General features: G+C 71.6%; 21 protein-coding genes. 16 read left to right on the top strand and 5 right to left on the bottom strand.

The genetic code is table 11. The features are described from left to right. Position 1: 1 nt before the first annotated feature. Both bioD and ACQEXA_RS44825 read left to right on the top strand, forming a co-directional pair. Positions 2–718, top strand: a complete 717-nt coding sequence (bioD, locus tag ACQEXA_RS44830) for a dethiobiotin synthase (RefSeq protein ID WP_433132818.1) — start codon at positions 2–4, stop codon at positions 716–718. Between the two features lie 144 nt (positions 719–862). Then, positions 863–1525: a class I SAM-dependent methyltransferase gene (locus ACQEXA_RS44825; protein ID WP_432925264.1), complete on the top strand. Its 663-nt coding sequence runs from the start codon at positions 863–865 to the stop codon at positions 1523–1525. Here the strand turns inward: ACQEXA_RS44825 and ACQEXA_RS44820 are convergent, their stop codons facing one another. After that, a complete protein-coding gene (locus tag ACQEXA_RS44820; RefSeq protein WP_359391260.1) occupies positions 1526–1900 on the bottom strand; it encodes a fic family toxin-antitoxin system, toxin component in 375 nt (124 codons plus the stop codon). Between the two features lie 4 nt (positions 1901–1904). Next, positions 1905–2156 (bottom strand): antitoxin, encoded by a 252-nt coding sequence (locus ACQEXA_RS44815; protein WP_432925266.1) that lies wholly within the window; start codon positions 2154–2156, stop codon positions 1905–1907. Positions 2157–2353: 197 nt separating this feature from the next. On the opposite strand from ACQEXA_RS44815, the gene ACQEXA_RS44810 reads away from it, so the two are divergent. The 8 genes from ACQEXA_RS44810 to ACQEXA_RS44775 all read left to right on the top strand — a co-directional run bounded on the left by ACQEXA_RS44810 (position 2354) and on the right by ACQEXA_RS44775 (position 11033). Then, complete coding sequence (locus tag ACQEXA_RS44810) at positions 2354–3163, top strand: ABC transporter ATP-binding protein (RefSeq protein WP_359391256.1); 810 nt, start codon at positions 2354–2356, stop codon at positions 3161–3163. A gap of 20 nt (positions 3164–3183) precedes the next feature. Continuing rightward, positions 3184–5751 (top strand): ABC transporter permease, encoded by a 2568-nt coding sequence (locus tag ACQEXA_RS44805; protein WP_433132816.1) that lies wholly within the window; start codon positions 3184–3186, stop codon positions 5749–5751. A gap of 43 nt (positions 5752–5794) precedes the next feature. Then, positions 5795–6685, top strand: coding sequence for an LLM class F420-dependent oxidoreductase (locus tag ACQEXA_RS44800; protein WP_433132814.1), 891 nt, complete (start codon positions 5795–5797; stop codon positions 6683–6685). Between the two features lie 56 nt (positions 6686–6741). After that, positions 6742–7167, top strand: coding sequence for a GNAT family N-acetyltransferase (locus ACQEXA_RS44795; protein WP_432925273.1), 426 nt, complete (start codon positions 6742–6744; stop codon positions 7165–7167). Positions 7168–7331: 164 nt separating this feature from the next. Continuing rightward, positions 7332–8660, top strand: coding sequence for a hemolysin family protein (locus tag ACQEXA_RS44790; RefSeq protein WP_433132812.1), 1329 nt, complete (start codon positions 7332–7334; stop codon positions 8658–8660). After that, the gene (locus ACQEXA_RS44785) at positions 8657–9688 is read left to right on the top strand and encodes a hemolysin family protein (protein WP_432925277.1); all 1032 of its coding nucleotides are present in this window, start codon (positions 8657–8659) and stop codon (positions 9686–9688) included. The genes ACQEXA_RS44790 and ACQEXA_RS44785 overlap by 4 nt, the downstream gene beginning before the upstream one ends. Positions 9689–9860: 172 nt before the next feature. Further along, the gene (locus ACQEXA_RS44780) at positions 9861–10643 is read left to right on the top strand and encodes an SGNH/GDSL hydrolase family protein (protein ID WP_359391247.1); all 783 of its coding nucleotides are present in this window, start codon (positions 9861–9863) and stop codon (positions 10641–10643) included. Positions 10644–10673: 30 nt separating this feature from the next. Next, positions 10674–11033 carry a DUF4326 domain-containing protein gene (locus ACQEXA_RS44775; protein WP_432925279.1) on the top strand — a complete coding sequence of 120 codons (360 nt, stop codon included), beginning with the start codon at positions 10674–10676 and terminating at the stop codon, positions 11031–11033. Positions 11034–11175: 142 nt separating this feature from the next. On the opposite strand, the gene ACQEXA_RS44770 is transcribed toward ACQEXA_RS44775, so the two are convergent. Then, positions 11176–11373 carry a hypothetical protein gene (locus tag ACQEXA_RS44770; RefSeq protein WP_433132810.1) on the bottom strand — a complete coding sequence of 66 codons (198 nt, stop codon included), beginning with the start codon at positions 11371–11373 and terminating at the stop codon, positions 11176–11178. Between the two features lie 185 nt (positions 11374–11558). Here ACQEXA_RS44770 and purB point away from each other — a divergent pair, with 185 nt between their 5' ends. Further along, positions 11559–13001 (top strand): adenylosuccinate lyase, encoded by a 1443-nt coding sequence (purB, locus tag ACQEXA_RS44765; protein WP_432925281.1) that lies wholly within the window; start codon positions 11559–11561, stop codon positions 12999–13001. Then, positions 12998–13543 (top strand): G/U mismatch-specific DNA glycosylase, encoded by a 546-nt coding sequence (gene mug, locus ACQEXA_RS44760; protein ID WP_432938987.1) that lies wholly within the window; start codon positions 12998–13000, stop codon positions 13541–13543. The genes purB and mug overlap by 4 nt, the downstream gene beginning before the upstream one ends. A gap of 4 nt (positions 13544–13547) precedes the next feature. On the opposite strand, the gene ACQEXA_RS44755 is transcribed toward mug, so the two are convergent. Next, positions 13548–13991: a hypothetical protein gene (locus ACQEXA_RS44755; RefSeq protein ID WP_432925283.1), complete on the bottom strand. Its 444-nt coding sequence runs from the start codon at positions 13989–13991 to the stop codon at positions 13548–13550. Positions 13992–14306: 315 nt separating this feature from the next. On the opposite strand from ACQEXA_RS44755, the gene ACQEXA_RS44750 reads away from it, so the two are divergent. Then, positions 14307–15464, top strand: a complete 1158-nt coding sequence (locus ACQEXA_RS44750; protein WP_433132808.1) for an ROK family transcriptional regulator — start codon at positions 14307–14309, stop codon at positions 15462–15464. A 111-nt stretch (positions 15465–15575) separates the two neighbouring features. Here the strand turns inward: ACQEXA_RS44750 and ACQEXA_RS44745 are convergent, their stop codons facing one another. Continuing rightward, positions 15576–16337: a GntR family transcriptional regulator gene (locus ACQEXA_RS44745; RefSeq protein WP_432925287.1), complete on the bottom strand. Its 762-nt coding sequence runs from the start codon at positions 16335–16337 to the stop codon at positions 15576–15578. 497 nt (positions 16338–16834) lie between these two features. On the opposite strand from ACQEXA_RS44745, the gene ACQEXA_RS44740 reads away from it, so the two are divergent. The 3 genes from ACQEXA_RS44740 to ACQEXA_RS44730 all read left to right on the top strand — a co-directional run bounded on the left by ACQEXA_RS44740 (position 16835) and on the right by ACQEXA_RS44730 (position 21312). Beyond that, complete coding sequence (locus tag ACQEXA_RS44740) at positions 16835–17665, top strand: alpha/beta fold hydrolase (protein WP_432925289.1); 831 nt, start codon at positions 16835–16837, stop codon at positions 17663–17665. Between the two features lie 346 nt (positions 17666–18011). Beyond that, a complete protein-coding gene (locus tag ACQEXA_RS44735) occupies positions 18012–19598 on the top strand; it encodes an alkaline phosphatase D family protein (protein ID WP_432925291.1) in 1587 nt (528 codons plus the stop codon). 280 nt (positions 19599–19878) lie between these two features. Beyond that, complete coding sequence (locus ACQEXA_RS44730; RefSeq protein ID WP_432925293.1) at positions 19879–21312, top strand: GNAT family N-acetyltransferase; 1434 nt, start codon at positions 19879–19881, stop codon at positions 21310–21312. Positions 21313–21432 lie beyond the last annotated feature (120 nt).

The following is a 21432-nucleotide window of genomic DNA, read 5'->3' as shown; positions in this document are numbered from 1 at the left end:
CATGTCGGTAGTGGTCATCACAGGGACCGGGACTGAGATCGGCAAGACGGTCACGACCGCGGCCGTCGCGGCGGCGGCCCTCGCTGCCGGGCGGTCCGTGGCCGTCCTCAAGCCCGCGCAGACGGGCGTGGGGGCCGGGGAGCGCGGTGACGCCGCGGAGGTGGCCCGTCTCGCGGGCGCCGTGACGACGGGTGAACTGGCCCGGTATCCCGAGCCGTTGGCACCCGCGACGGCGTCCCGGCGGGCCGGGATGCCGCCCGTGCGGCCACACGAGGTGGCGGAGGCGGCTGCCAAACTGGCCACCGAACACGATCTGGTGCTCATCGAGGGGGCGGGCGGCCTGCTCGTACGGTTCGACGACGAGGGCGGCACCCTGGCGGACGCGGCCGCGCTGCTGGCGGCACCGGTCCTGGTGGTCGCGCCCGCGGGCCTCGGCACACTGAACGCGACCGAGCTGACCGCGCGCGAACTGCGGCACCGGCGGCTGGACTTGGCCGGTGTGGTCATCGGCAGCTGGCCCGTCGACGCCGACCTGGCCTCCCGGTGCAACCTCGCCGACCTTCCGGTGGTGGCCGGGGCACCACTGCTCGGCGCGCTGCCCACGGGCGCCGGTTCGTACGCTCCCGCCGCCTTCCGTGGCGCGGCACCGAACTGGCTGGCGCCCCGGCTGGGCGGGACGTGGGACGCGGAGACGTTCACCTCGGCGTTCGCGCCGTAGCCGCGGGGACGGGCAGGCGCTCACGCCACGGCGGCGGGCCGGTGTGCACGGGGAGGCGTTCGCCGTACGGCCCGGGCGTGCGTCAGCGGGTCGCTCCTGGGGACAATTCCGGTAACGCCCGCCTTGCCCCCAGGGAGGCCCGGCATGCCCGTTCGTGCCCCCAAGGACGTCGTCCACCACCCCCTCTACGCCCGGTTCTACGCCCGGTTCAGCGTGACCGCCGATCGGGGCATGGGTCCGTACCGCACCGCACTCCTCGCCGGTCTTTCGGGACGGGTGATCGAGATCGGCGCGGGCAACGGCCTGAACTTCGCGCGCTATCCGGGCGCGGTGGCCGAGGTGGTGGCCATCGAGCCGGAGCGTGCGCTGCGGCAGCTCGCGGTGACCGCCGCCCTGCGCGCCGACGTACCGGTGGATGTGGTTCCGGGTGCGGCGGAGGCGCTGCCGGTGAAGAGCGAGGCCTTCGACGCGGCGGTCGTGTCACTGGTGTTGTGCAGCGTGCGCGATGTCCCGCGCGCTCTGGCGGAGATCAGGCGCGTGCTGCGGCCCGGCGGTGAGCTGCGCTTCCTCGAGCACGGCCGGGGCGGCGGGCGCGTCACGGACATCGGCCGGCGGGCGCTGGACCGCACCGTGTGGCCGCGGCTGTTCGGCGGCTGCCGCCTCGACCGGGACCCGGTCGCCGCGATCAGATCCGCGGGCTTCGAACTGGGGCCCTACCGGCGCGTGTCGGTACCCGCCCAAGGCCCCGTGGTGCCCTCTTCGCACTGTGTGCTGGGCACGGCCCGGCGACCCGCTTCCGAGGGGTAGTCACAGGCTCCACTGGCGCAGTTCCTCGGTGATGTCGTGCACCGACGCCTCGCCGCTCTTGACCAGCCGGGCCAGATCCCGCACCTGTTCCGGCGAGGTGGCGACCTTGACGCCGCTGGCGACCAGATATCCGTAGGCGACCGCGGATGCGAACAGCGCGTTGGAGCGCTCCAGCGCCGGGACGTGCAGCAGCAGTTGGAGCAGGGCGGCGGCGCGGGCGTGCGGGGTGTCGTAGACGGGGACGCCGAATATCTCCGCCTCGTGCCGGCTGACCGCGGCGACCAGCGCGCCCCAGTCCGTGACCTGGGGGTCCCCGGGTGTCTTCTGTTCTGCGACCATCAGCAACCAGGCGAGGTCGATTCTGAGGTTGTCCAACGGATCAGCGACGACCTTCGCTCCGGTGCTCGCCCGAGCCCTCGCGGGCGGCGCCGAACTCCTCGGCGAAGACGGACTCGTACTGCTTCATGAAGTCGGCGGTGGCCTCGACGAAGGTGTGACCGACTTCCCCGGTGTCCTGCCGGACCAGTTCTTCTATGTAGCGGTTGACGCTCATGCCACGTTCCAGGGCACGCTCGCGGGCGGCGCGGGCGGTGTCCTCGTCCACCCTCACGTTCAGCTGAGTCTTCGCCATGCCTTCAAAGCTAGCGCCCAGGTGCTAGTAACGGCAAGAGCGCAGTCCAGGTCCACCCCAGGATGGAAAGTGCCCCTTACACCGGCATCAGGGAGTCGCGACTTCGGGGGGATACCGGCTGTGGGGTGCGCCACACTACCCTCGGCCGGATCGGGGAAGACGGGAACATCGGGACGTTCACGAGCGAGGAGGCGGACTTGTCCACTACTGCTGCCGAGCACGCCCGGGGCCGCGCGGAGGCGGACGGGATCGCCGCCCGCGCCCGGGGCCTGACCAAGGCGTACGGCTCGGGTGAGACGGCGGTGCTCGCCCTCGACGCGGTCGATGTGGACATCGCACGCGGCCGCTTCACCGCGGTCATGGGACCCTCGGGTTCCGGGAAGTCCACGCTGATGCACTGCCTCGCGGGCCTCGACACCGTGTCGGCCGGACAGGTATGGCTCGGCGACACGGAGATCACGGGCCTGAAGGACCGCGAACTGACCCGGCTGCGCCGGGACCGTATCGGATTCATGTTCCAGTCCTTCAATCTCATCCCGACCTTGAACGCGATCGAGAACATCACGCTCCCGATGGACATCGCGGGCCAGAAGCCCGACCAGAAGTGGCTGGACCAGGTGATCGACACTCTCGGGTTGCGGGACCGCCTGAAACACCGGCCGGCCCAGCTGTCCGGCGGCCAGCAGCAGCGCGTCGCCTGCGCCCGGGCGCTCGCCTCCCGCCCGGAACTGATCTTCGCGGACGAGCCCACGGGCAACCTGGACTCCCGGGCGGGCCTCGAGGTGCTGGGCTTTCTGCGGGACGCGGTGGACCAGCTGGGGCAGACCGTCGTCATGGTCACGCATGATCCGGGCGCGGCCGCCCATTCCGACCTGGTGCTGTTCCTGGCGGACGGGCGGATCGTGGACAGAATGGAACGGCCGACCGCGGACGCGGTGCTGGAGCGCATGAAGCGTTTCGACACGATCCGGGCGACCTACGACGACACCTCCGACCGCGAGCACTGAGGACCGGGGACTGGGGCACCGTGCTGAAGGCGACTCTGCGCAGCTTCCTCGCGCACAAGGGACGGCTCGCGCTCTCCGCGCTGGCCGTCCTCCTGTCCGTGGCGTTCGTCGCGGGCAGCCTGATCTTCTCGGACACCGTCACGCGGACCTTCGACCGGTTGTTCGCCTCCACGGCCGCCGATGTGACCGTCGGCCCCAAGGAGGACCTGACGTCGCAGGTGCCGTCCGGTGTGACGCCGACCGTCCCCGCCGCACTGGCCGCCGAGGTGGCCAAGGTCGACGGCGTCGCGGCCACCCATGTGGACGCCGCCGTCCAGAACATCACGGTCGTCGACAGCAAGAACGAGCCCGTGGGCCCGACCACCGGCGCGCCCACCATCGCCAAGAACTGGTACGTCACCGAGAGAAGCCCGGTCAAACTGACGTCCGGGCACCCGCCGCAGGGCCCCGATGAGGCGCTCCTCGACGCGGACACCGCCGAGCACAAGAACGTGAAGATCGGCGACACGCTGAGCGTCCTCGCCCGGCCTGGCTCGTTCAAGGTGCGGATCGTCGGCATCGCCACCTTCACGACCACCAACCCGGGCGCCGCGCTGGTGTTCCTCGACACGCCGACCGCCCAGACCAAACTGCTCGGCAACCCCTCGGCGGCCACGAGCATCGCGGTCGACGCGGCACCCGGGGTCGGTGACGCACAGCTCAAGCAGCGGGTCGCGGCGGCGCTCCACTCCTCCGCCTACGACCTCAAGACGGCGAGCGAACAGGCCAAGTCGAACACCGACCAGCTCGGTGCCTTCCTCGACGTGATCAAGTACGTGATGCTCGGATTCGCCGGCATCGCCGTGCTCGTGGGCGTGTTCCTGATCGTCAACACGTTCTCGATGCTCATCGCCCAGCGCACCCGCGAACTGGGGCTGCTGCGCGCCCTGGGGGCGGACCGGCGGCAGGTGCGCCGGTCCGTGCTGACTGAGGCGCTGCTGCTCGGGCTGGCCGGCTCGACACTCGGGCTCGCCGCGGGCATCGGCCTGGCGGCCGGGCTCATCCGGCTGATGAGCGCGTTCGGCATGAACCTGAAGTCCACCGAGATGGTGATCAACTGGCCGACTCCCGTCGCCGCCTACGCCGTCGGGGTCGGGGTGACCTTCGTGGCCGCCTACCTCCCGGCGCGGCGCGCGGCCGCCGTCTCGCCCATGGCGGCCCTGGCGGACGCGGAGGTCGCCGGTGTCGGGCGGCCGTTGAGAGTCCGCGCGGTGGCCGGCGCGATCGTCGGCGCGCTCGGCGTGGCCGCCCTCGCGGGATGCGCCCGGGCCACGAAGACCGCGCCGGCCGCCTCGCTGCTCGGGCTCGGTGTGGTCCTCACGCTGGTCGCGACCGTCATCGCGGGGCCGCTGCTCGTGCGGCCGGTGATCCGCGTCCTGGGCGGGGCCTTCCCCGCCGTGTTCGGTTCCGTCGGGCGGATGAGCCAGCGCAACGCCCTGCGCAATCCGCACCGCACCGGTGCCACCGCCTCCGCGCTGATGGTGGGGCTCGCGCTGGTCGGCGGGATGTCGGTGGCGAGCGCGTCCATGTCCAAGTCGTTCGACCAGCAGATCGACAAGACGCTGGGCGCCGACTTCGTGGTGCAGAACGCCAACTTCCAGCCCTTCCCGCAGGAGATCACCGACCGGTTGCGCGCCACGGACGGTGTGGGGCTCGTGGTCCGCCAGCGGTTCACACCTGTCGCGGTACGGCTGCCGGACGGCCGGCGTGTCGAGACCACCGCCGCGGGCTACGACTCCCGGCTCGACGACGTCGCCCACATCGCCTACACGCAGGGCGACACGGCCACCGCGCTCGCCGAGGGTGCCCTCGCGATGGACGCGAAGTTCGCGAAGAGCCACGGCGTCCGCCTGGGCAGCGCACTCCCCGTCGAGTTCCCGGCCGGGCGCCGCACCGAACTGAAGGTGGGCGCACTGACCGACCAGGGCGGTTCCGGCGGCTTCGGCACTCAGGGCGGGCTGTACTTCGGCATGGCGACGCTCCAGAAGTACGTGCCCGAGGGGCAGGACTCCGGCCTGTATGTGAACGCCGCGCCCGGGACGCCGAAGGACCAGCTTCGGTCCCGGCTGGAGAAGACCCTCGCCCCGTACCCGCAGGTCCAGGTCCGCGACCAGGCCGACTACAAGAAGCTGGTGCACGACCAGATCGCGGTGCTGCTCTACCTCGTGTACGCGCTGCTCGGGCTGGCGATCGTCATCGCCGTCCTCGGCGTGGTCAACACCCTGGCTTTGTCGGTCGTCGAGCGCACCCGTGAGATCGGTCTGCTGCGGGCCATCGGACTCGGCCGGCGCCAGTTGCGGCGCATGATCCGGCTGGAGTCGGTGGTGATCGCCGTGTTCGGGGCCGTGCTCGGGCTCGCACTGGGGCTGGTGTGGGGCGTGTGCACCCAGCAGGTGCTCGCGCTACAGGGCATGAAGGCGCTGGCGATCCCCTGGAGCACGATCGTCGCCGTGGTGGTGGGTTCGGCGGTCGTGGGCGTGGTGGCGGCCCTGCTGCCGGCATTGCGAGCGTCGCGCATGAATGTGCTGGCGGCGATCGCGCACGAATGATGTACTCGGCACACATCAAGTCGCGCTCGGCCGAGGAGAGTTCGTGCCACGTCCGTTCCGCTTCGGCGTCAACCTGCTCGAACCTGCACCGGCCGGCGAGTGGCGGAACACGTGCCGGCGCGCCGAGGAACTCGGCTACGACGTCATCCTCGTCCCCGACCACCTCGGCCTTCCGGCCCCGTTCCCGGCGCTCGTCGCGGCGGCCGAGGCGACGGAGCGTCCACGGGTCGGCACGTTCGTGCTCAACGCCGGATTCTGGAATCCGGCGCTTCTGGCCCGCGAGGTGGCGACCACCGACGCACTGACCGGCGGCCGTCTCGAACTCGGTCTCGGCACCGGATACGTACAGGCCGAACACGACCGGGCGGGCCTGCCGTACGGCTCGCCGGGCGAGCGCGTGGACCGTCTGCGCCGCACGGTGGAGGAACTGGGCCGGCTGCTCGGTGGTGAGGAGCACCGCCCCCGGCCGGTGCAGCGGCCCCGGGTGCCGCTGCTGATCGGAGCGGGCGGCGACCGGATGCTGAGGCTGACCGCCGAGCACGCCGACATCGCGGCGTTCACCGGCGCGCGCTCAGTGCCGGGGAGCACGACGGGGCGGCTCGCACCGCTCACAGCCGAGGAACTCGACGGGCGCGTGGCCCTGTACCGGAAGCTGGCCGAGGGCCGTGCGCAGCCGGCCGAGCTGAACCTGCTCATCCAGCTGGTCGCCATCACCGAGGACCGCGCGGCCGCGGTGCGTCCGCTCGTGGACCGCGCCCCGGACCTGAGCCTTGAACAGGCACTGGGGCTGCCCGTCGTCCTGCTCGGCACGCTGGACCAGATCGTCGAGCAGGTCCGGGACCGGCGCAGGCGGTACGGGTTCTCCTACCTGACCGTTCTGGAGCCGCACATGGAGGCGTTCGCGCCGGTGATCGAGGCACTGCGCGGCGAGTAGGCGTCCGTATGCCGGAATTCCGGGTATCCGGCGGCGACGCGTGCTGTGATCACCGCATGACCGATCTCCGGATACGGGCCGCCCGGCCCGAGGACCTGGACGGCTTGCTCTCCTTCTGGAAGACGGCCGCCGAGGGCACGAGCATCAGCGACGACCGCGACGGTGTGGAGCGGCTGCTCGCCCGCGATCCCGAGGCGCTGATCCTCGTCGAGGAGGGCGGCGCCCTGGTGGGCACCGTGATCGCGGGCTTCGACGGTTGGCGCTGCCATCTGTACCGGCTCGCGGTGCACCCCGACCGGCGGCGGAAGGGCATCGGCTCGGCGCTGCTCGCCGCGGCGGAGGAACGGTTCGTGCGGCTCGGCGGACGCCGTGGGGACGCGATGGTGCTCCAGCGCAATGAGACCGCCCACCATGCGTGGCGGGCGGCCGGGTACATGCCGGAGGAGCACTGGCGTCGTTGGGTGAAGCTCCTGGGGGAGTAACGACTTTGCCGATCCTTTACCATGAAGAGGTCAAGCGTTCCTCCGGACGGGTCAACTCGTCCCACCATGGAAAGGTGTGAGCGTCCGCCGATGGGCGAGCCTCCCAGCAGCCGACCTCGCGCGGTCCCCACGTCCCGGACCGATCCTGGGACAGAGGTGACCCGATGACCGAAGTGCTGTTCCTGCTGGTGGCGGTGGCGCTCTCGCTCGCCTGCGGCGGTTTCGTCGCGGCGGAGTTCTCGCTCACCACCGTCGAGCGCAGCGCCCTCGAGGATGCCGCGCGGCACGGTGAGCGCGGCGCTGCCGGCGCGCTCAAGGCCGTACGAAGCCTGACCTTCCAGCTGTCCGGGGCGCAGCTCGGCATCACGGTCACCAATCTGGTGGTCGGCATGCTCTCCGAGCCGTCGATCGCGAGGCTCCTCGCGGGCCCGCTCCGTTCGCTGGGGCTGTCCCGTTCCGCGGCCATGTCCGTCGCCCTGGTCGTCGGCACGGGTCTGTCGACCCTGTTCCTGATGGTGGTCGGCGAGCTGGTGCCCAAGAACTGGGCCATCTCCTCACCGCTGACCGTGGCCAAGCGGGCCGGGTCGCCGCTGCGCTGGTTCAGCGCCGCCTTCCGGCCTTTCATCACCCATCTGAACAACGGGGCCAACCGCGTCGTCCGCCGCTTCGGCATCGAGCCCGCCGAGGAACTGGCCTCCGCGCGCGGGCCCCAGGAGCTGGTGGCACTCGCCCGGCACTCCGCGAAAGAGGGCGCCCTGGAGGCGGACACCGCTGAGCTGTTCGTCCGCACCCTCAACCTCGCCGACCTCACCGCGGAGAACGTCATGACTCCGCGTGTCCAGGTCGTCGCCCTCGAGGTCCAGGCGACCTGCGAGGACGTGGCCAACGCGACCCGCGCGACGGGCCTGTCGCGCTTCCCGGTCTACCGCAGCAGCCTCGACTCGGTCGTGGGCATCGCCCACATCAAGGACGTCGTGGCCACCCCGGCCGAGGAGCGGCCGCACTGCCCTGTCGCACAGGTGATGCGCGAACCGCTGTTCGTGCCCGCGTCCCTCACCGTCGACAGGCTGCTGGACCGGCTCTCCGGCAAGATCGCCATGGCTGTCGTCATCGACGAGTACGGGGGAACCGCCGGAGTGGTCACGCTGGAGGACATCGTCGAGGAGGTCGTCGGGGAGGTGCGCGACGAGCACGACCCGCAGGAGGCGCCGGACCTGGCCCCGGCCGGCACGGACGAGTCCGGCCGCGCGCTGTTCCGGGCCGACGGCTTCGCCCGGATCGACCAGCTCGCCCGTGTCGGGCTGCGGGTGCCCGAGGGCCCCTACGAGACGCTGGCCGGTCTCATCGCCGCCGAGCTCGGCCGGATACCGGTCAAGGGCGACAGCGTGGAGGTCGCCGGCTGGCGCCTCGACGTGGTGGACGCCTCGGGACGCAGGGCCGCGCGGGTGCGCCTGCACAAGCCGGCCACCGCCTTGCGGGAGGAGGACCGGTGACGATCGTCCAGTTGCTGATCGGCCTGCTGACGCTGGTCGGGAACGCCTTCTTCGTGGGCGGCGAGTTCGCCCTGATCTCGGTCCGCCGCAGCCAGATCGAGCCCCGCGCCGAGGCGGGCGATCGGCGTGCCCGCAGCGTGCTGTGGGGTCTGGAGCATGTGTCGGCACTGCTCGCGGCCGCACAGCTCGGCATCACCCTGTGCACCCTGGTCCTCGGTGTCGTCGCCGAACCCGCGATCGAACATCTGCTGGAGCCCGTGTTCCACGCCGTGGGTATCCCGTCGGGTGCGGGCCGCGTGGTGTCGTTCGTGATCGCGCTGACGCTGGCGACCTATCTGCACATGCTGTTCGGCGAGATGGTGCCCAAGAACATCGCGCTCGCCGAACCGGTGCGTCTGGCCCTGCTGCTCGGGCCTCCGCTGGTCGGCCTGTCCCGGGCCCTGCGCCCGGTGATCTTCACGGTGAACGCCTTCGCGAACACCCTGCTGACGCTGATGCGCGTCGAGACCAGGGACGAGGTCTCGGCCACCTTCTCGGACGACGAGCTGGCCCGCCTCGTCAAGGACTCCACCGAGGCGGGGCTCATCGACGACCGCGCCCGGGAGCGGCTGCACGACGCCCTGGAGCTGGGCCGTATGCGCGTGCGCGATGTGCTGGTGCCACTCGAACGTGTGGTCTACGCACGCGTGGGCGTGACGCCGGAGGAACTGGAGGGACTCTCCGCCGAGTCCGGATTCTCCCGCTTCCCGGTCGTGGACGAGAACCGCCGGAACGTCGGGTATCTGCACGTCAAGGACGCACTGGACGCCCTGCCCCGGGACCGGCCCTTCCAGCGGCAGGACATCCGTCCCGTCCCCCGGGTGCGCGAGGACACTCCGCTGGACGACGTGCTCACGGCGATGCGCCGCGACCGTACGCACCTGGCGGGGGTGACCGGTGAGGACGGACGGCTGGTGGGCCTGGTGACGATGGAGGACGTACTGCGGGAGCTGTTCGGCCAGGCGAGCGAACCTGGACCGGCCGCCTGACCCGAACCCCGCCCCGGCGGCGCGGGCGGGGCCTTCGAGCCGCGCGAACCTGTCCCCCGGGCGCCGCAGGCCCTCCCCGCCCAGTGCGTGTGGGGGCCGAGCGGCCCCGGGACCGGGGGTGTACGGGGTGACCGACCGTGGGGTATGTCCGCGGGATAGCATCAGCCACGCCATGCACACGAACCCCACATATACGAGCCTGGTCGCCGTCGGCGACTCCTTCACCGAAGGCATGTCGGACCTGCTGCCCGACGGCTCCTACCGCGGCTGGGCGGATGTCCTGGCAGGCCGGATGGCCGCACAGACGCCTGGATTCCGGTACGCCAATCTCGCCGTGCGGGGCAAGCTGATCGGGCAGATCGTCGACGAGCAGATCGACCTGGCCGCGGCGATGCGGCCCGACGTGATCACACTGGTCGGCGGACTGAACGACACGCTGCGTCCCAGGTGCGACATGGGACGCGTACGGGGGCTGCTGACGGAGGCCGTGGAGCGTCTGGCCCCGGCGTGCAAGCAGCTCGTCCTGATGCGCAGCCCCGGCCGCCAGGGCCCGGTCCTCGAGCGCTTCCGCCCCCGTATGGAAGAGCTGTTCGCCTGCATCGACGAGCTCGCCGAGCGAAACGGCGCGCTCGTGGTCGACCTCTACGGCGCGGCATCACTCGCCGACCCCCGTATGTGGGACGTGGACCGGCTGCACCTGACGGCGGACGGACACCGCCGGGTGGCGGAAGCCGTGTGGCAGACGCTCGGGTACGAAGCGGAGGATACGGAGTGGCGCACGCCGCTGCCCGTGTCCGCGCCGCCGAACTGGGTGACCCGGCGGACCGCCGACATACTCTTCACCCGGCAGCATCTGCTGCCCTGGATAGGCCGGCGGCTGACGGGCCGCTCCTCGGGCGACGGCCGCCCGGCCAAGCGCCCGGAGCTGCTGCCCTACGAGGGGCCGGCCGCGTAGGGACACGCAACGCTTCGAAGGGAGTCGCGTGTGATCACCGAGGTGATCAACCTGAAAGGCCGCATTCAGGAGTTCGGCTCGCGGCTGGAACACGCACCCGAGGAAGTCGTCTACATCGGCCGGCGCCTCACCCGGGGCGGCTGGGACCTCCCACAGCACCCGCTCTACAACCCATTCCAGCTCGACACCGCCAAGAAGAAGCACGACGGGACGCGGGCTGAGGTGATGGCCAAGTACCGGGAGTATCTGATGGCACGCCCCGACCTGCTGGAGCTCGTGCCCGCACTGCGCGGCAGGACGCTCGCGTGCTGGTGCGCGCCCGAGCTGTGCCACGGGGACATCCTGGCGGAGGTCGCAGACTCGTCGAAACGCCCGGCACACCGGCGGTAGCCCGGGGTCACCACCGCGGTCCCCAGGCGGCCCGTGCGGCGAGGCAGCCGGCGCCCGTGCACGCCGCCGCGCCGACGGTGCGGGGATGCGCCGGCCTCTGCCGTCCGCACCGGCAGCTGCGGCCGGTGGACGGTGAACGGACTCAGCCCGAGCCGGTCGGCACGACGTCCTCGTGACCCACGTCCGGCTCGGCACCCGCCGGCCGGAGTGTCTGCTCGGTTCCCTGCCGCGGCAGCGGCTTCTTCCGGGCCATCCCAGCGGCGGCGCGAGCCAGCTGCGCCTGCAGCTGGTCGTACGCTGCCGCCCCTGACAGCTCCCGCAACCTACGGCTTCTGCTCATACAAGCTCAACGCCCCCACCCCATCGGCCGTCACCGCCGTTCGGCCGAACGGGGCACATCGTGAAGGGGCCGGCCCGCTGCTCTCCCGACCGCCGGAGACGGGGCCCGTTCGCACCCGCTGACCTGGCTCGGTGCACGCCTGGACGCGCCGGACCCCTGATGGACGGCGGGTAAACTCCGTGTACGTGACTGCTGCGCCCGCAAAGCCCCGTATCCCGAACGTCCTCGCCGGACGCTACGCCTCCGCCGAGCTCGCCACGCTCTGGTCGCCCGAGCAGAAGGTGAGGCTGGAGCGACAGCTCTGGCTCGCCGTGCTGCGGGCCCAGAAGGACCTGGGGATCGAGGTGCCGGACGCGGCGATCGCCGACTACGAGCGTGTGCTCGACCAGGTCGACCTCGCCTCGATCGCCGAGCGCGAGAAGGTCACCCGGCACGATGTGAAGGCACGGATCGAGGAGTTCAACGCTCTGGCCGGGCACGAGCATGTGCACAAGGGCATGACCTCCCGCGACCTGACGGAGAACGTCGAGCAGCTGCAGATCCGGCTCTCCCTGGAGCTGATGCGCGACCGTACGGTGGCCGTGCTGGCGCGTCTCGGCAAGCTCGCCGCCGAGTACGGCGAGCTGGTCATGGCGGGACGCTCGCACAACGTCGCCGCGCAGGTCACCACTCTCGGCAAGCGTTTCGCGACCGCCGCCGACGAGCTGCTGGTCGCCTTCGGCCGGGTCGAGGAACTGCTCGTCCGGTACCCGCTGCGCGGTGTCAAGGGACCCGTCGGCACGGCGCAGGACATGCTCGACCTGCTCGGCGGCGACGCCGCAAAGCTCGCCGAGCTGGAGCAGCGGATCGCCGACCACCTGGGCTTCTCGAAGGCCTTCACCTCGGTCGGCCAGGTCTACCCCCGCTCGCTCGACTACGAGGTCGTCACGGCGCTGGTGCAGCTGGCCGCGGCGCCGTCCTCGCTGGCGAAGACGATCCGGCTGATGGCCGGGCACGAGCTGGTGACCGAGGGCTTCAAGCCCGGCCAGGTCGGCTCCTCCGCGATGCCGCACAAGATGAACACCCGCTCCTGCGAGCGCGTCAACGGCCTGATGGTCGTCCTGCGCGGCTACGCCTCCATGACCGGTGAGCTGGCGGGCGACCAGTGGAACGAGGGTGACGTGTCCTGTTCGGTGGTACGCCGGGTGGCGCTGCCGGACGCGTTCTTCGCACTGGACGGTCTGCTCGAGACGTTCCTGACGGTGCTCGACGAGTTCGGCGCCTTCCCGGCGGTCATCGCGCGGGAGCTCGACCGCTACCTCCCCTTCCTCGCCACCACGAAGGTGCTCATGGCCTCGGTGCGCGCGGGCGTCGGCCGTGAGGTCGCGCACGAGGCCATCAAGGAGAACGCCGTGGCCTGCGCCCTCGCCATGCGTGAGCAGGGCGCGGAGCGCAATGAGCTGCTGGACAAACTGGCCGCGGACGAGCGCATCCCGCTGGACCGCGGGGGGTTGGACGCGCTGATGGCGGACAAGCTGTCCTTCACGGGTGCCGCGGCCGACCAGGTCGGCGCGGTCGTCGGCCGGGTCGAGGAGCTGCTGAAGCAGCACCCGGTGGCCGCCGGCTACACCCCGGGGGCGATCCTCTGACCCGGTTCACCCCGGCGGAGCTGGAGGCCGCCCGCGACCGTCTGGTACCGGACGTGGTCGCGGACGGCCTCAAGGTCCTTTTCTGCGGTATCAATCCCGGTCTCATGACAGCGGCCACCGGCCATCACTTCGCGCGCCCCGGCAACCGCTTCTGGCCCGTCCTGCACCTCTCGGGCTTCACCCCACGGCTGCTGCGACCTTCGGAGCAGGACGAGTTGCTCTCCTACGGACTCGGTATCACCAATGTGGTGGCGCGGGCGACCGCGCGGGCCGACGAGTTGACCGCCGAGGAGTACCGGGAGGGCGGGCGCGTTCTGAGCACCAAGGTCGCGCACCTTGGGCCCCGTTGGCTGGCGGTCGTAGGAGTCACCGCGTACCGGGCGGCCTTCGGCGACCGACGGGCCGTCGTCGGTCCGCAGGAGCGGACGATCGGGTCGAGCCGTGTGTGGGTGCTGCCCAACCCCAGCGGTTTGAACGCTCACTGGACGGCGGCGACGATGGCGGAGGAGTTCGCACGGCTGCGCACGGCCGCCGAGCACTAGCCGGTCAGAGCGGGTCCCGGTCCGTGACGGCGGCCAGGAGCCGTATCTCGTCCGTCCGGTCGCGCTCGGCCACCCCGAGGGCGACCCAGCGGCCCGTATCGCCCGCCTCCCAGAGGTAGACGTCATCCACGAGGTCGCTGAGCGTCGCCCAGGGCTCCGGTATCTCCTCGCCGCGTGCCCTGCGCACACCCACCGTCAGCAGTCCCCAGCGGTGCGCCTGTCCCCATCGGTCGTCCAGCCGCTGGGCTATGGCCTCTTTCCAGGCGTGGAAGTCGTCCGCCGTCCGCTCCCGATCCGCGCCGTCGCCCGTTGCGAGACCGACGCTCGCCGCCAAAGCGGCCACCTGGAAGCCGGGTCCTGCGAACCCCGCGTCCGACTCGCCGCGCAGCGCGGGGAACTCCCGCGCGCACAGCACGTCGATCGCATCCAGGAACTGCTCGATGGTCATATGTCCAGTAGACCAGTTCCCACTGACAATTGGCGTGGTGTCAGTTGCCCTGTGAGGTGCGCACATCGACAATTCGGGGCGCTGTGTACGCGCAACCGGGCCGCCCCGCCCGCGCCCCACGCGCCGTCCGGGGCCGTCGGCACCGGCGGCCGGCCGTCACCGCCGGGACGGTGGAGTCGTATGGCGGCGTCCTCGGCACGGCCGCGGACGACACGTCCCCGGTTCTGATCCGCTCAGATGGTGCCTGACCCTCGCGGGTGTGCGCGGCGCCGAGTACGATCCGCCCAACACGCGCACGAGCTGGGAGGACGGACGTTGGGGCGGCTGACCGGCGGGGACCCCTCTCTGCTGAGAAGGATCAACTCGGCGGTGGTGCTGCATGCGCTGCGCGCCGCGGACTGTGCGACGCTCACTGAGATCACCCGGGTGACCGGGCTGTCCCGGCCGACCGTCGAGGGCGTCGTGGAGGGACTGATCGAAGCCGGGCTGGTGGTGGAGCAGGCGGCCGAGGAGGGCGCCGCCCGCCGGCAGGGGCGGCCGGCGCGACGGTTCCGGTTCCGTGCGGAGGCGGGCCATCTGCTGGGCCTGGACGTCGGCGCACACCGGGTGACGGCGGTGCTCGCCGATCTCGACGGCCGGGAGCTGGGCACCCTGTCCAAGGAGGTCTCGGAGGCGGCTTCGGCGGACGAGCGTCTGGAACGGCTGCGGAGCACGGTCGCCGAGCTGTTGCGCAGGGCGGGCGTCGCCCGTGACTCGCTGCGCGCGGTCGGCGTGGGCAGCCCCGGGATCGTCGAGGCCGACGGCACCGTGCGTCTGGGCACGGCGCTGCCCGACTGGACCGGTCTGAAACTGGGCGATCGGCTCAGCCGCTCCTTCAAGTGCCCGGTGCTGGTGGAGAACGACGCCAACGCCGCGGCCGTCGCCGAGCACTGGAAGGGCGCGGCCGCCGAGTCCGACGACATCGTGTTCGTGCTGGCCGGGCTGAGCCCCGGTGCCGGTTCGCTGATCGGTGGGCGGCTGCACCGCGGCTACGGCGGCGCGGCCGGGGAGATCGGCGCACTGCACCTGCTGGGCCGCGGGGCCACTCCCGAGACGCTGCTGTCGACCACGGACGAGCCGCTGCAGCCGCTCGACGAGCAGCAGGTCGCCGATGTGTTCGCGCTCGCCCGCGAGGGCGACCAGCGGGCCCGCGCGGCCGTGGAGCGCTTCATCCAGCGGCTCGTGCACGACGTGGCGGCGCTCGTCCTCGCGCTCGACCCCGAACTGGTCGTCATCGGCGGCTGGGCGGCGGGCCTGGACGGCGTACTGGACCCGCTGCGCGACGAGCTGGACCGCTACTGTCTGCGCCCTCCGAAGGTGGCGCTGTCGCACCTGGGCGAGGCCGCGGTGGCGACGGGTGCCCTGCGGCTGGCACTGGACCATGTGGAGGAGGAGCTGTTCGCGGTGGAGGGCACGGTGACCGCGCGGCGCTGACCCGGCCCTGCGACGCGTCGCGCCCCGGACCACTTCGTCCGGGGCGCGACGGATACGGCTCTCGGCGGCGAGAGGCGGACCGCGGCTGGGCCGCGGTACCCGGCGCCACGGTCAGGAGGCGCGGCGCTCCGGGTCGTGGTGGATCTCGACGCCGCCAGTGGCGCCGAAGGTCAGACGGCATGTGTCGGCGCGGTAGGTGGCCACGGACACCGCCGCGGTCCGGCCCTCGGCGTAGTAGCGGGTGGTGACGACGAGGACGGGCGCGCCGGGCAGCCGGTCGAGCTCCCTTGCGTCCTCGGCGCTGACCGAGCCGAGCTCCACGGCCTGGTCCTGACCCTCCAGCTCCAGGTGCTGCAGCTCACGCAGCACGGCTCGTGCGCGCGCCGCGCCCGAGGGCGCGTCGATCGCGGACAGGTCGGGCACCGAGGAGTCCGGGATGTAGAGCAGCTCGGCGGCTACGGGCTGGCCGTGGGTGACGCGGGAGCGGCGCACCGTGTGCACCCGCTCGGAACGGCCGGTCTCCAGGAGATCGGCCACCGAGGCGGGCGGAACCGCGGCGCTGCAGTCCGCGGCCTGCCAGGCATCGCCGTCCGCACCCGGCCACATGTGCTGCTCGGAGTCGACGGCCACGCCCATGCGGGGCGGGGCGACGGTGGTGCCGACGCCGCGGCGCCGCTGCAGCCGGCCTTCCAGTTCCAGCTGCTCGAGGGCCTGGCGGAGCGTGGCACGGGCGACGCCGAAGCGGGCCGCGAGGTCCCGTTCGTTGGGCAGGATCTCGCCCACGGAGAACTCGGAGTCGAGTGCTTCGGTGAGTACGTTCTTGAGGTGCCAGTACTTAGGCTCCGGCACCGTTTCCAGCTGCGTGGTCCCCACCCTGTCCTCCGCAATCGCCGTGGCACGGCGGCGTTTTAGCGCCCTTGTTTATTAAAGGTTGTTGCACTTCTCTGCGACCATATGGCGGCCCCCACCCTTGGTCAAGACCAATCCTCGATCCCGTACGCACTGCACAGGCGCCGCGCCGCACAGCGTTCACGCGGCGTTCGTGGCGGGTGACACGGATGAGACGCAGGCGAAGCCTTCGTCCACGGATGTTCATCGATGTTTCTGGATGTTCATCAACGGCGGTTCGGACGGCCGCCCAGCCCGGTGGCCGGAGGGCCGGCAGAGTGCTCGGGCCGGCCCGGCGAGGAACCCCTCGGCCGGAGCACGGCGCGGCGACACGCTCGGCGGTTTCAATCCGGCAGTCTGCTGCGCGGGTTGAGGCCCCGGGGGCGCGGTTTCACCACTTCGGGGGCTACCGGCGGGTAGCTGTTGCTGACAAGCTGTCTACGACAGTGTCCGTCAGCCTGTCCCAGACGAGGAGCAGCACCATGACCGCCACGGTCTCCTTCACCGTCCCCTCTTCGCACGGCCCGCGGACCGTGACCGTCTCCTACGCGCGCGTGGGCACCGGTGAACCGCTTCTGCTGCTCCACGGCATCGGCCACCACCGTCAGGCCTGGGACCCGGTGGTGGACATCCTGGCGACCGAGCGCGACGTGATCGCGGTCGACCTCCCCGGCTTCGGCGCGTCCCCCGCCCTGCCCGACGGCCTCGCGTACGGCCTGTCCTCGGTGGTGCCGGCGCTCGGTTCGCTGTGCGAGGCGCTGGAGATCGACCGTCCGCACGTGGCGGGCAACTCCCTCGGCGGCCTGCTGGCCCTGGAGTTGGGTCGCGAGAAACGCGTACGGTCCGTCACCGCGCTCTCGCCCGCCGGTTTCTGGACCGAGGCCGAGCGGCGGTACGCGTTCACGGTGCTCGCGGCGATGCGGCAGGCCGCACGGAGCATGCCGCCGCCACTCGTGGAGCGGCTGTCGCGTTCGGCGGCCGGGCGCACGGTACTGACGAGCACCATCTACGCACGTCCCGCGCGCCGCTCGCCCGAGGCCGTCGTCGCCGAGACGCTCGCGCTGGCCCGTGCCGAGGGGTTCGCCGACACGCTCCGCGCCGGCATTTCCGTCCAGTTCACGGAGGACGTGCCCGGACTCCCGGTCACCGTGGCGTGGGGCACCAAGGACCGGCTTCTGGTGCGCCGACAGGGCATCCGGGCCAAGCAGATCATTCCCAAGGCCCGGCTGGTGCGGCTGCCGGGTTGCGGGCACGTACCGATGAACGACGACCCGGCGCTGGTCGCGCGGGTCATCCTGGACGGCAGCCGCTGAGGGTCCCGGGCGCGCGCCCGTCGAGCGCCTGACGGTCAACGCGTTCTGGCCCACTGCCGGCTCCGGCGCCCACCAGCGCGTTTCCAGCGGCCCGCGCCGCCCCGTACGCCCCGGTGCCGGCGAACGGGATCCACTGGCGCCGACGACGGGTCCGGGCCGGAGAAGAGAAGTGGTGCTCTCCGTTCCGCCGCGGCCCGGCGCACTCCCGTCGCCGGTACCCGGCTCGGCTCCGCGAACTGCGGTTCCACGGCGGCCAGTTGTTCACTTCTGGTTTCCGTGTGCGCTGCGGCGCACCAGTAGTTGTGGCAGTGCCTATTGGCCGGAACCGTCCATTGGAGGCACCTTCATGTCACACCGTCCCTTCCCCGGCCGCCGCAGCGTCCTGCGCGGCTCCCTGGCCGCATCGGCGGCCCTCGCCCTTCCCACCGCGCTGGGCTCGGCACCGGCCTTCGCCCTGTCCGGGCGTCCGAAGGCGGGCTGGGGTGTCCAGGCAGGTGACGTGACCGCCCACTCCGGTCTCGTCTGGGTGCGCTCCGACCGCCCGGCCCGGATGATCGTCGAGACCTCCGCGACCGAGTCCTTCCGCAACCCGCACAGATGGCACGGCCCGCTGCTCGGCTCGGACACGGACTTCACGGGCACCACGCGGCTGCACGGGCTGCCTGCGGGCGAGCAGATCCACTACCGCGTGGTCCTGGCCGACCCGGACGACCCGCGTCGTACCGGAGAGCCCGTGACCGGCACCTTCCGCACGACGCCGCTCGGACGCCGTCACGGGGTGCGCTTCCTGTGGTCGGGCGACCTGGCGGGCCAGGGCTGGGGCATCAACCCGGACTTCGGCGGCTACACGATCTACAACGCCATGGCGAAGCTCGACCCCGACTTCTTCCTCTGCAGCGGCGACAACATCTACGCCGACGGTCCGATCACCGCCACCCAGGCGCCGCCCGACGGCAGCACCTGGCGGAACATCACCACCGAGGAGAAGTCGAAGGTCGCCGAGACCCTGGCCGAGTACCGCGGCAACTTCCGCTACAACCTGCTGGACGAGAACCTCAGGCGGTTCAACGCCCAGGTGCCGTCGGTCATCCAGTGGGACGACCACGAGGTCCGCAACAACTGGTACCCGGGCGAGGTGATCACCTCCTCGGACCCCCGCTACACCGAGAAGAGCATCGACGTCCTCGCGACCCGGGCCCGGCGCGCGTTCAGCGAGTACTTCCCCGTCTCCACCCTGCAGCCGGGCGACCGGCAGGGCCGGGTGTACCGGGTCATGCGGCACGGTCCCCTGCTGGACGTCTTCGTCCTCGACATGCGCACCTACCGCAACGCCAACTCGCCCGACAACCAGACCGTCGACCCGCAGGGCATCCTCGGGGCGGAGCAGCTGGAGTGGCTCAAGCGGGAGCTGGCCCGCTCGCGCGCGGTGTGGAAGGTGATCGCCGCGGACATGCCCCTCGGCCTGGTCGTACCGGACCCGACGGAGAACCAGCCCAACATCGAGGCGGTCGCCCAGGGCGACCCGGGCGCGCCGCTCGGCCGGGAGCTGCAGATCGCCGAGCTGCTGCGGTTCATCAAGCACCGGAAGATCACGGGCACCCTGTGGCTGACGGCGGACGTGCACCACACGTCGGCGCAGCACTACCAGCCCTCCCGTGCCGCGTTCACCGACTTCGAGCCGTTCTGGGAGTTCGTCTCGGGTCCGCTCAACGCCGGCGCCTTCCCGGCGAGCGCGCTCGACAACACGTTCGGCCCCGAGCGCGTGTTCGTGAAGGCGCCGACCGCCTCGAACGTCTCCCCCGCCGGCGGCTACCAGTTCTTCGGTGAGGTCGACATCGACGGGCACAGCGGGGAACTGACCGTCCGGCTGCGCGAGCAGGACGGGACCGTGCTGTTCACGCAGGTGCTCCAGCCGGGGCGCGTGGGGCAGTAACTCCCCCTTGTCCACTGGTGGTTCGGAAGCGCTGGGCCGGCCCCGGCCGCGGCGGTTCCCGGTTCCGCGACCGGCCTCCGGCTCGCGTACCCTCGGTCACCACGCCGCGCACCGGAGTCATCCCCCGGTGCGCGGCGTGGGCCTGCCCCGGCACGGTGCGCGGGAGGCATCCCGGGCGGATTCGTTTGTCAAAAGAACAACAAAAAGGACAGAAGCATACTTTACTCATCAGACACAAAGCGTTCGTGATCACGCAACACCCTTCCTTCACAGTGGTTGCATGACTCCGGATATGTCTGATGTGACACGAGCGAAGCACGGCCGGCCGGTGCACCACTGGCGACGGGACGTCATCGAACTGGCGGCCCTGTTCACGGCGGTCGCCGTGGCGGACGTGACCGCCAACCTCGTCGGGCACGGACCCGACGGTCCCGCCCTGCTGGCGCTGTCGGCGGCGGGACTGGTCATCACGGCCGGGTTCCACACATGGTGGGCACGCCACCACGGTCATGCCCCGCCCACACGTGATACCGGCGCCCGGACGCTCGCCGAAGGGCAGCGAACCGGGCCGTCCGGGACGGGCACCGACGGCGGCACGACCACGCTGTGGCGGATGCGCACCACGGTGCGGGACGAGCCGGGCGCGCTGGCCTCGCTGTGCACGGCGCTGGCCGGACTGCGGATCGACATCCTCAGTCTGCAGACGCACCCGCTGGCGCAGGGCACGGTCGACGAGTTCTTGCTGCGGGCCCCCGCGGAGCGCGAGGCGACCGAGATCACCCGCGCCGTCTCCGCGGCCGGGGGCACCGAGAGCTGGATCGAGCGGGCCGACGCGCACGACCTGGTGGACGCCCCCACTCGGATCCTGGGCCTGGCCACGCGCACCGCGCTGGACGCGGCCGAGCTCCCGCTGGCACTGAGGCAGTTGCTCGGCCGCTGCACCATCCGCTCGCTGCCCGCCGTCTCCCCCGGCTCGGGGCGGGCGGAGCACGACGCTCCGGTCGAGGGCGCCCTCGAGGACACGGTGATGCGGCTACGGGCACCGGAAGGCGGAGTGATCACTGTGGAGCGGCCGTATCTGCCCTTCACCCCGACGGAGTTCGCCCGGGCACGGGCCCTGGTCGAGCTCGACGCACGGCTCGGCCCGCGCATCCCCCTCAGCCGGGACGTACTGACGCTGCCCGAGGGTGACGCCATCACCGTGCGGCGGGCCGACACCTCCGACCTGCAGGCGGCGAAGGAGATGCACGCCCGCTGCTCGGCGCGCACCCTCGGCATGCGCTACCACGGGCCGGTCGGCGACGCGGACCGCTACCTCAGGCACCTGCTCAGCCCGCGGTTCGGCCGCACCCTCGCGGTGCAGACGGCCTCGGGCCGCGTCGTCGGGCTCGGACACCTTCTGTGGGACGGGGACGAGACGGAGGTCGCGCTGCTCGTCGAGGACGAGTGGCAGCGGCGCGGTATCGGCACCGAACTCCTCGGGCGTCTGGTGGCGATGGCGGTCGAGGCGGGCTGCGAGAACGTCTACGCGGTCACCCAGGCGTCCAACACGGGCATGGTCGCCGCGATGCGCGGCCTCGGCCTGCCCCTCGACTACCAGATCGAGGAGGGCACCCTCGTCATCACCGCCCGGCTGGACGCGACTCCGGTGGTCTCGCGTCTGCCGTACGGCCTCACACATGAGCCCCACGGCATGCGGGACATACGGGACTGACAGCCCGCCCGTGGAACACACGACAAGGGACGGCCCGGCGCACTCGGCCGGGCCGTCCGGCGTGACGGACCCGGACGACCGGCACCGCACCTCCGTAGCCGAGCGACCGTCCCACCTCGG

This window comes from Streptomyces sp. CA-106110, assembly GCF_050936285.1.
Taxonomy (GTDB): Bacteria; Actinomycetota; Actinomycetes; order Streptomycetales; family Streptomycetaceae; genus Streptomyces.
Note: the sequence above shows the minus strand (reverse complement) of the source record. Positions and strands in the feature narration are given on the sequence as shown.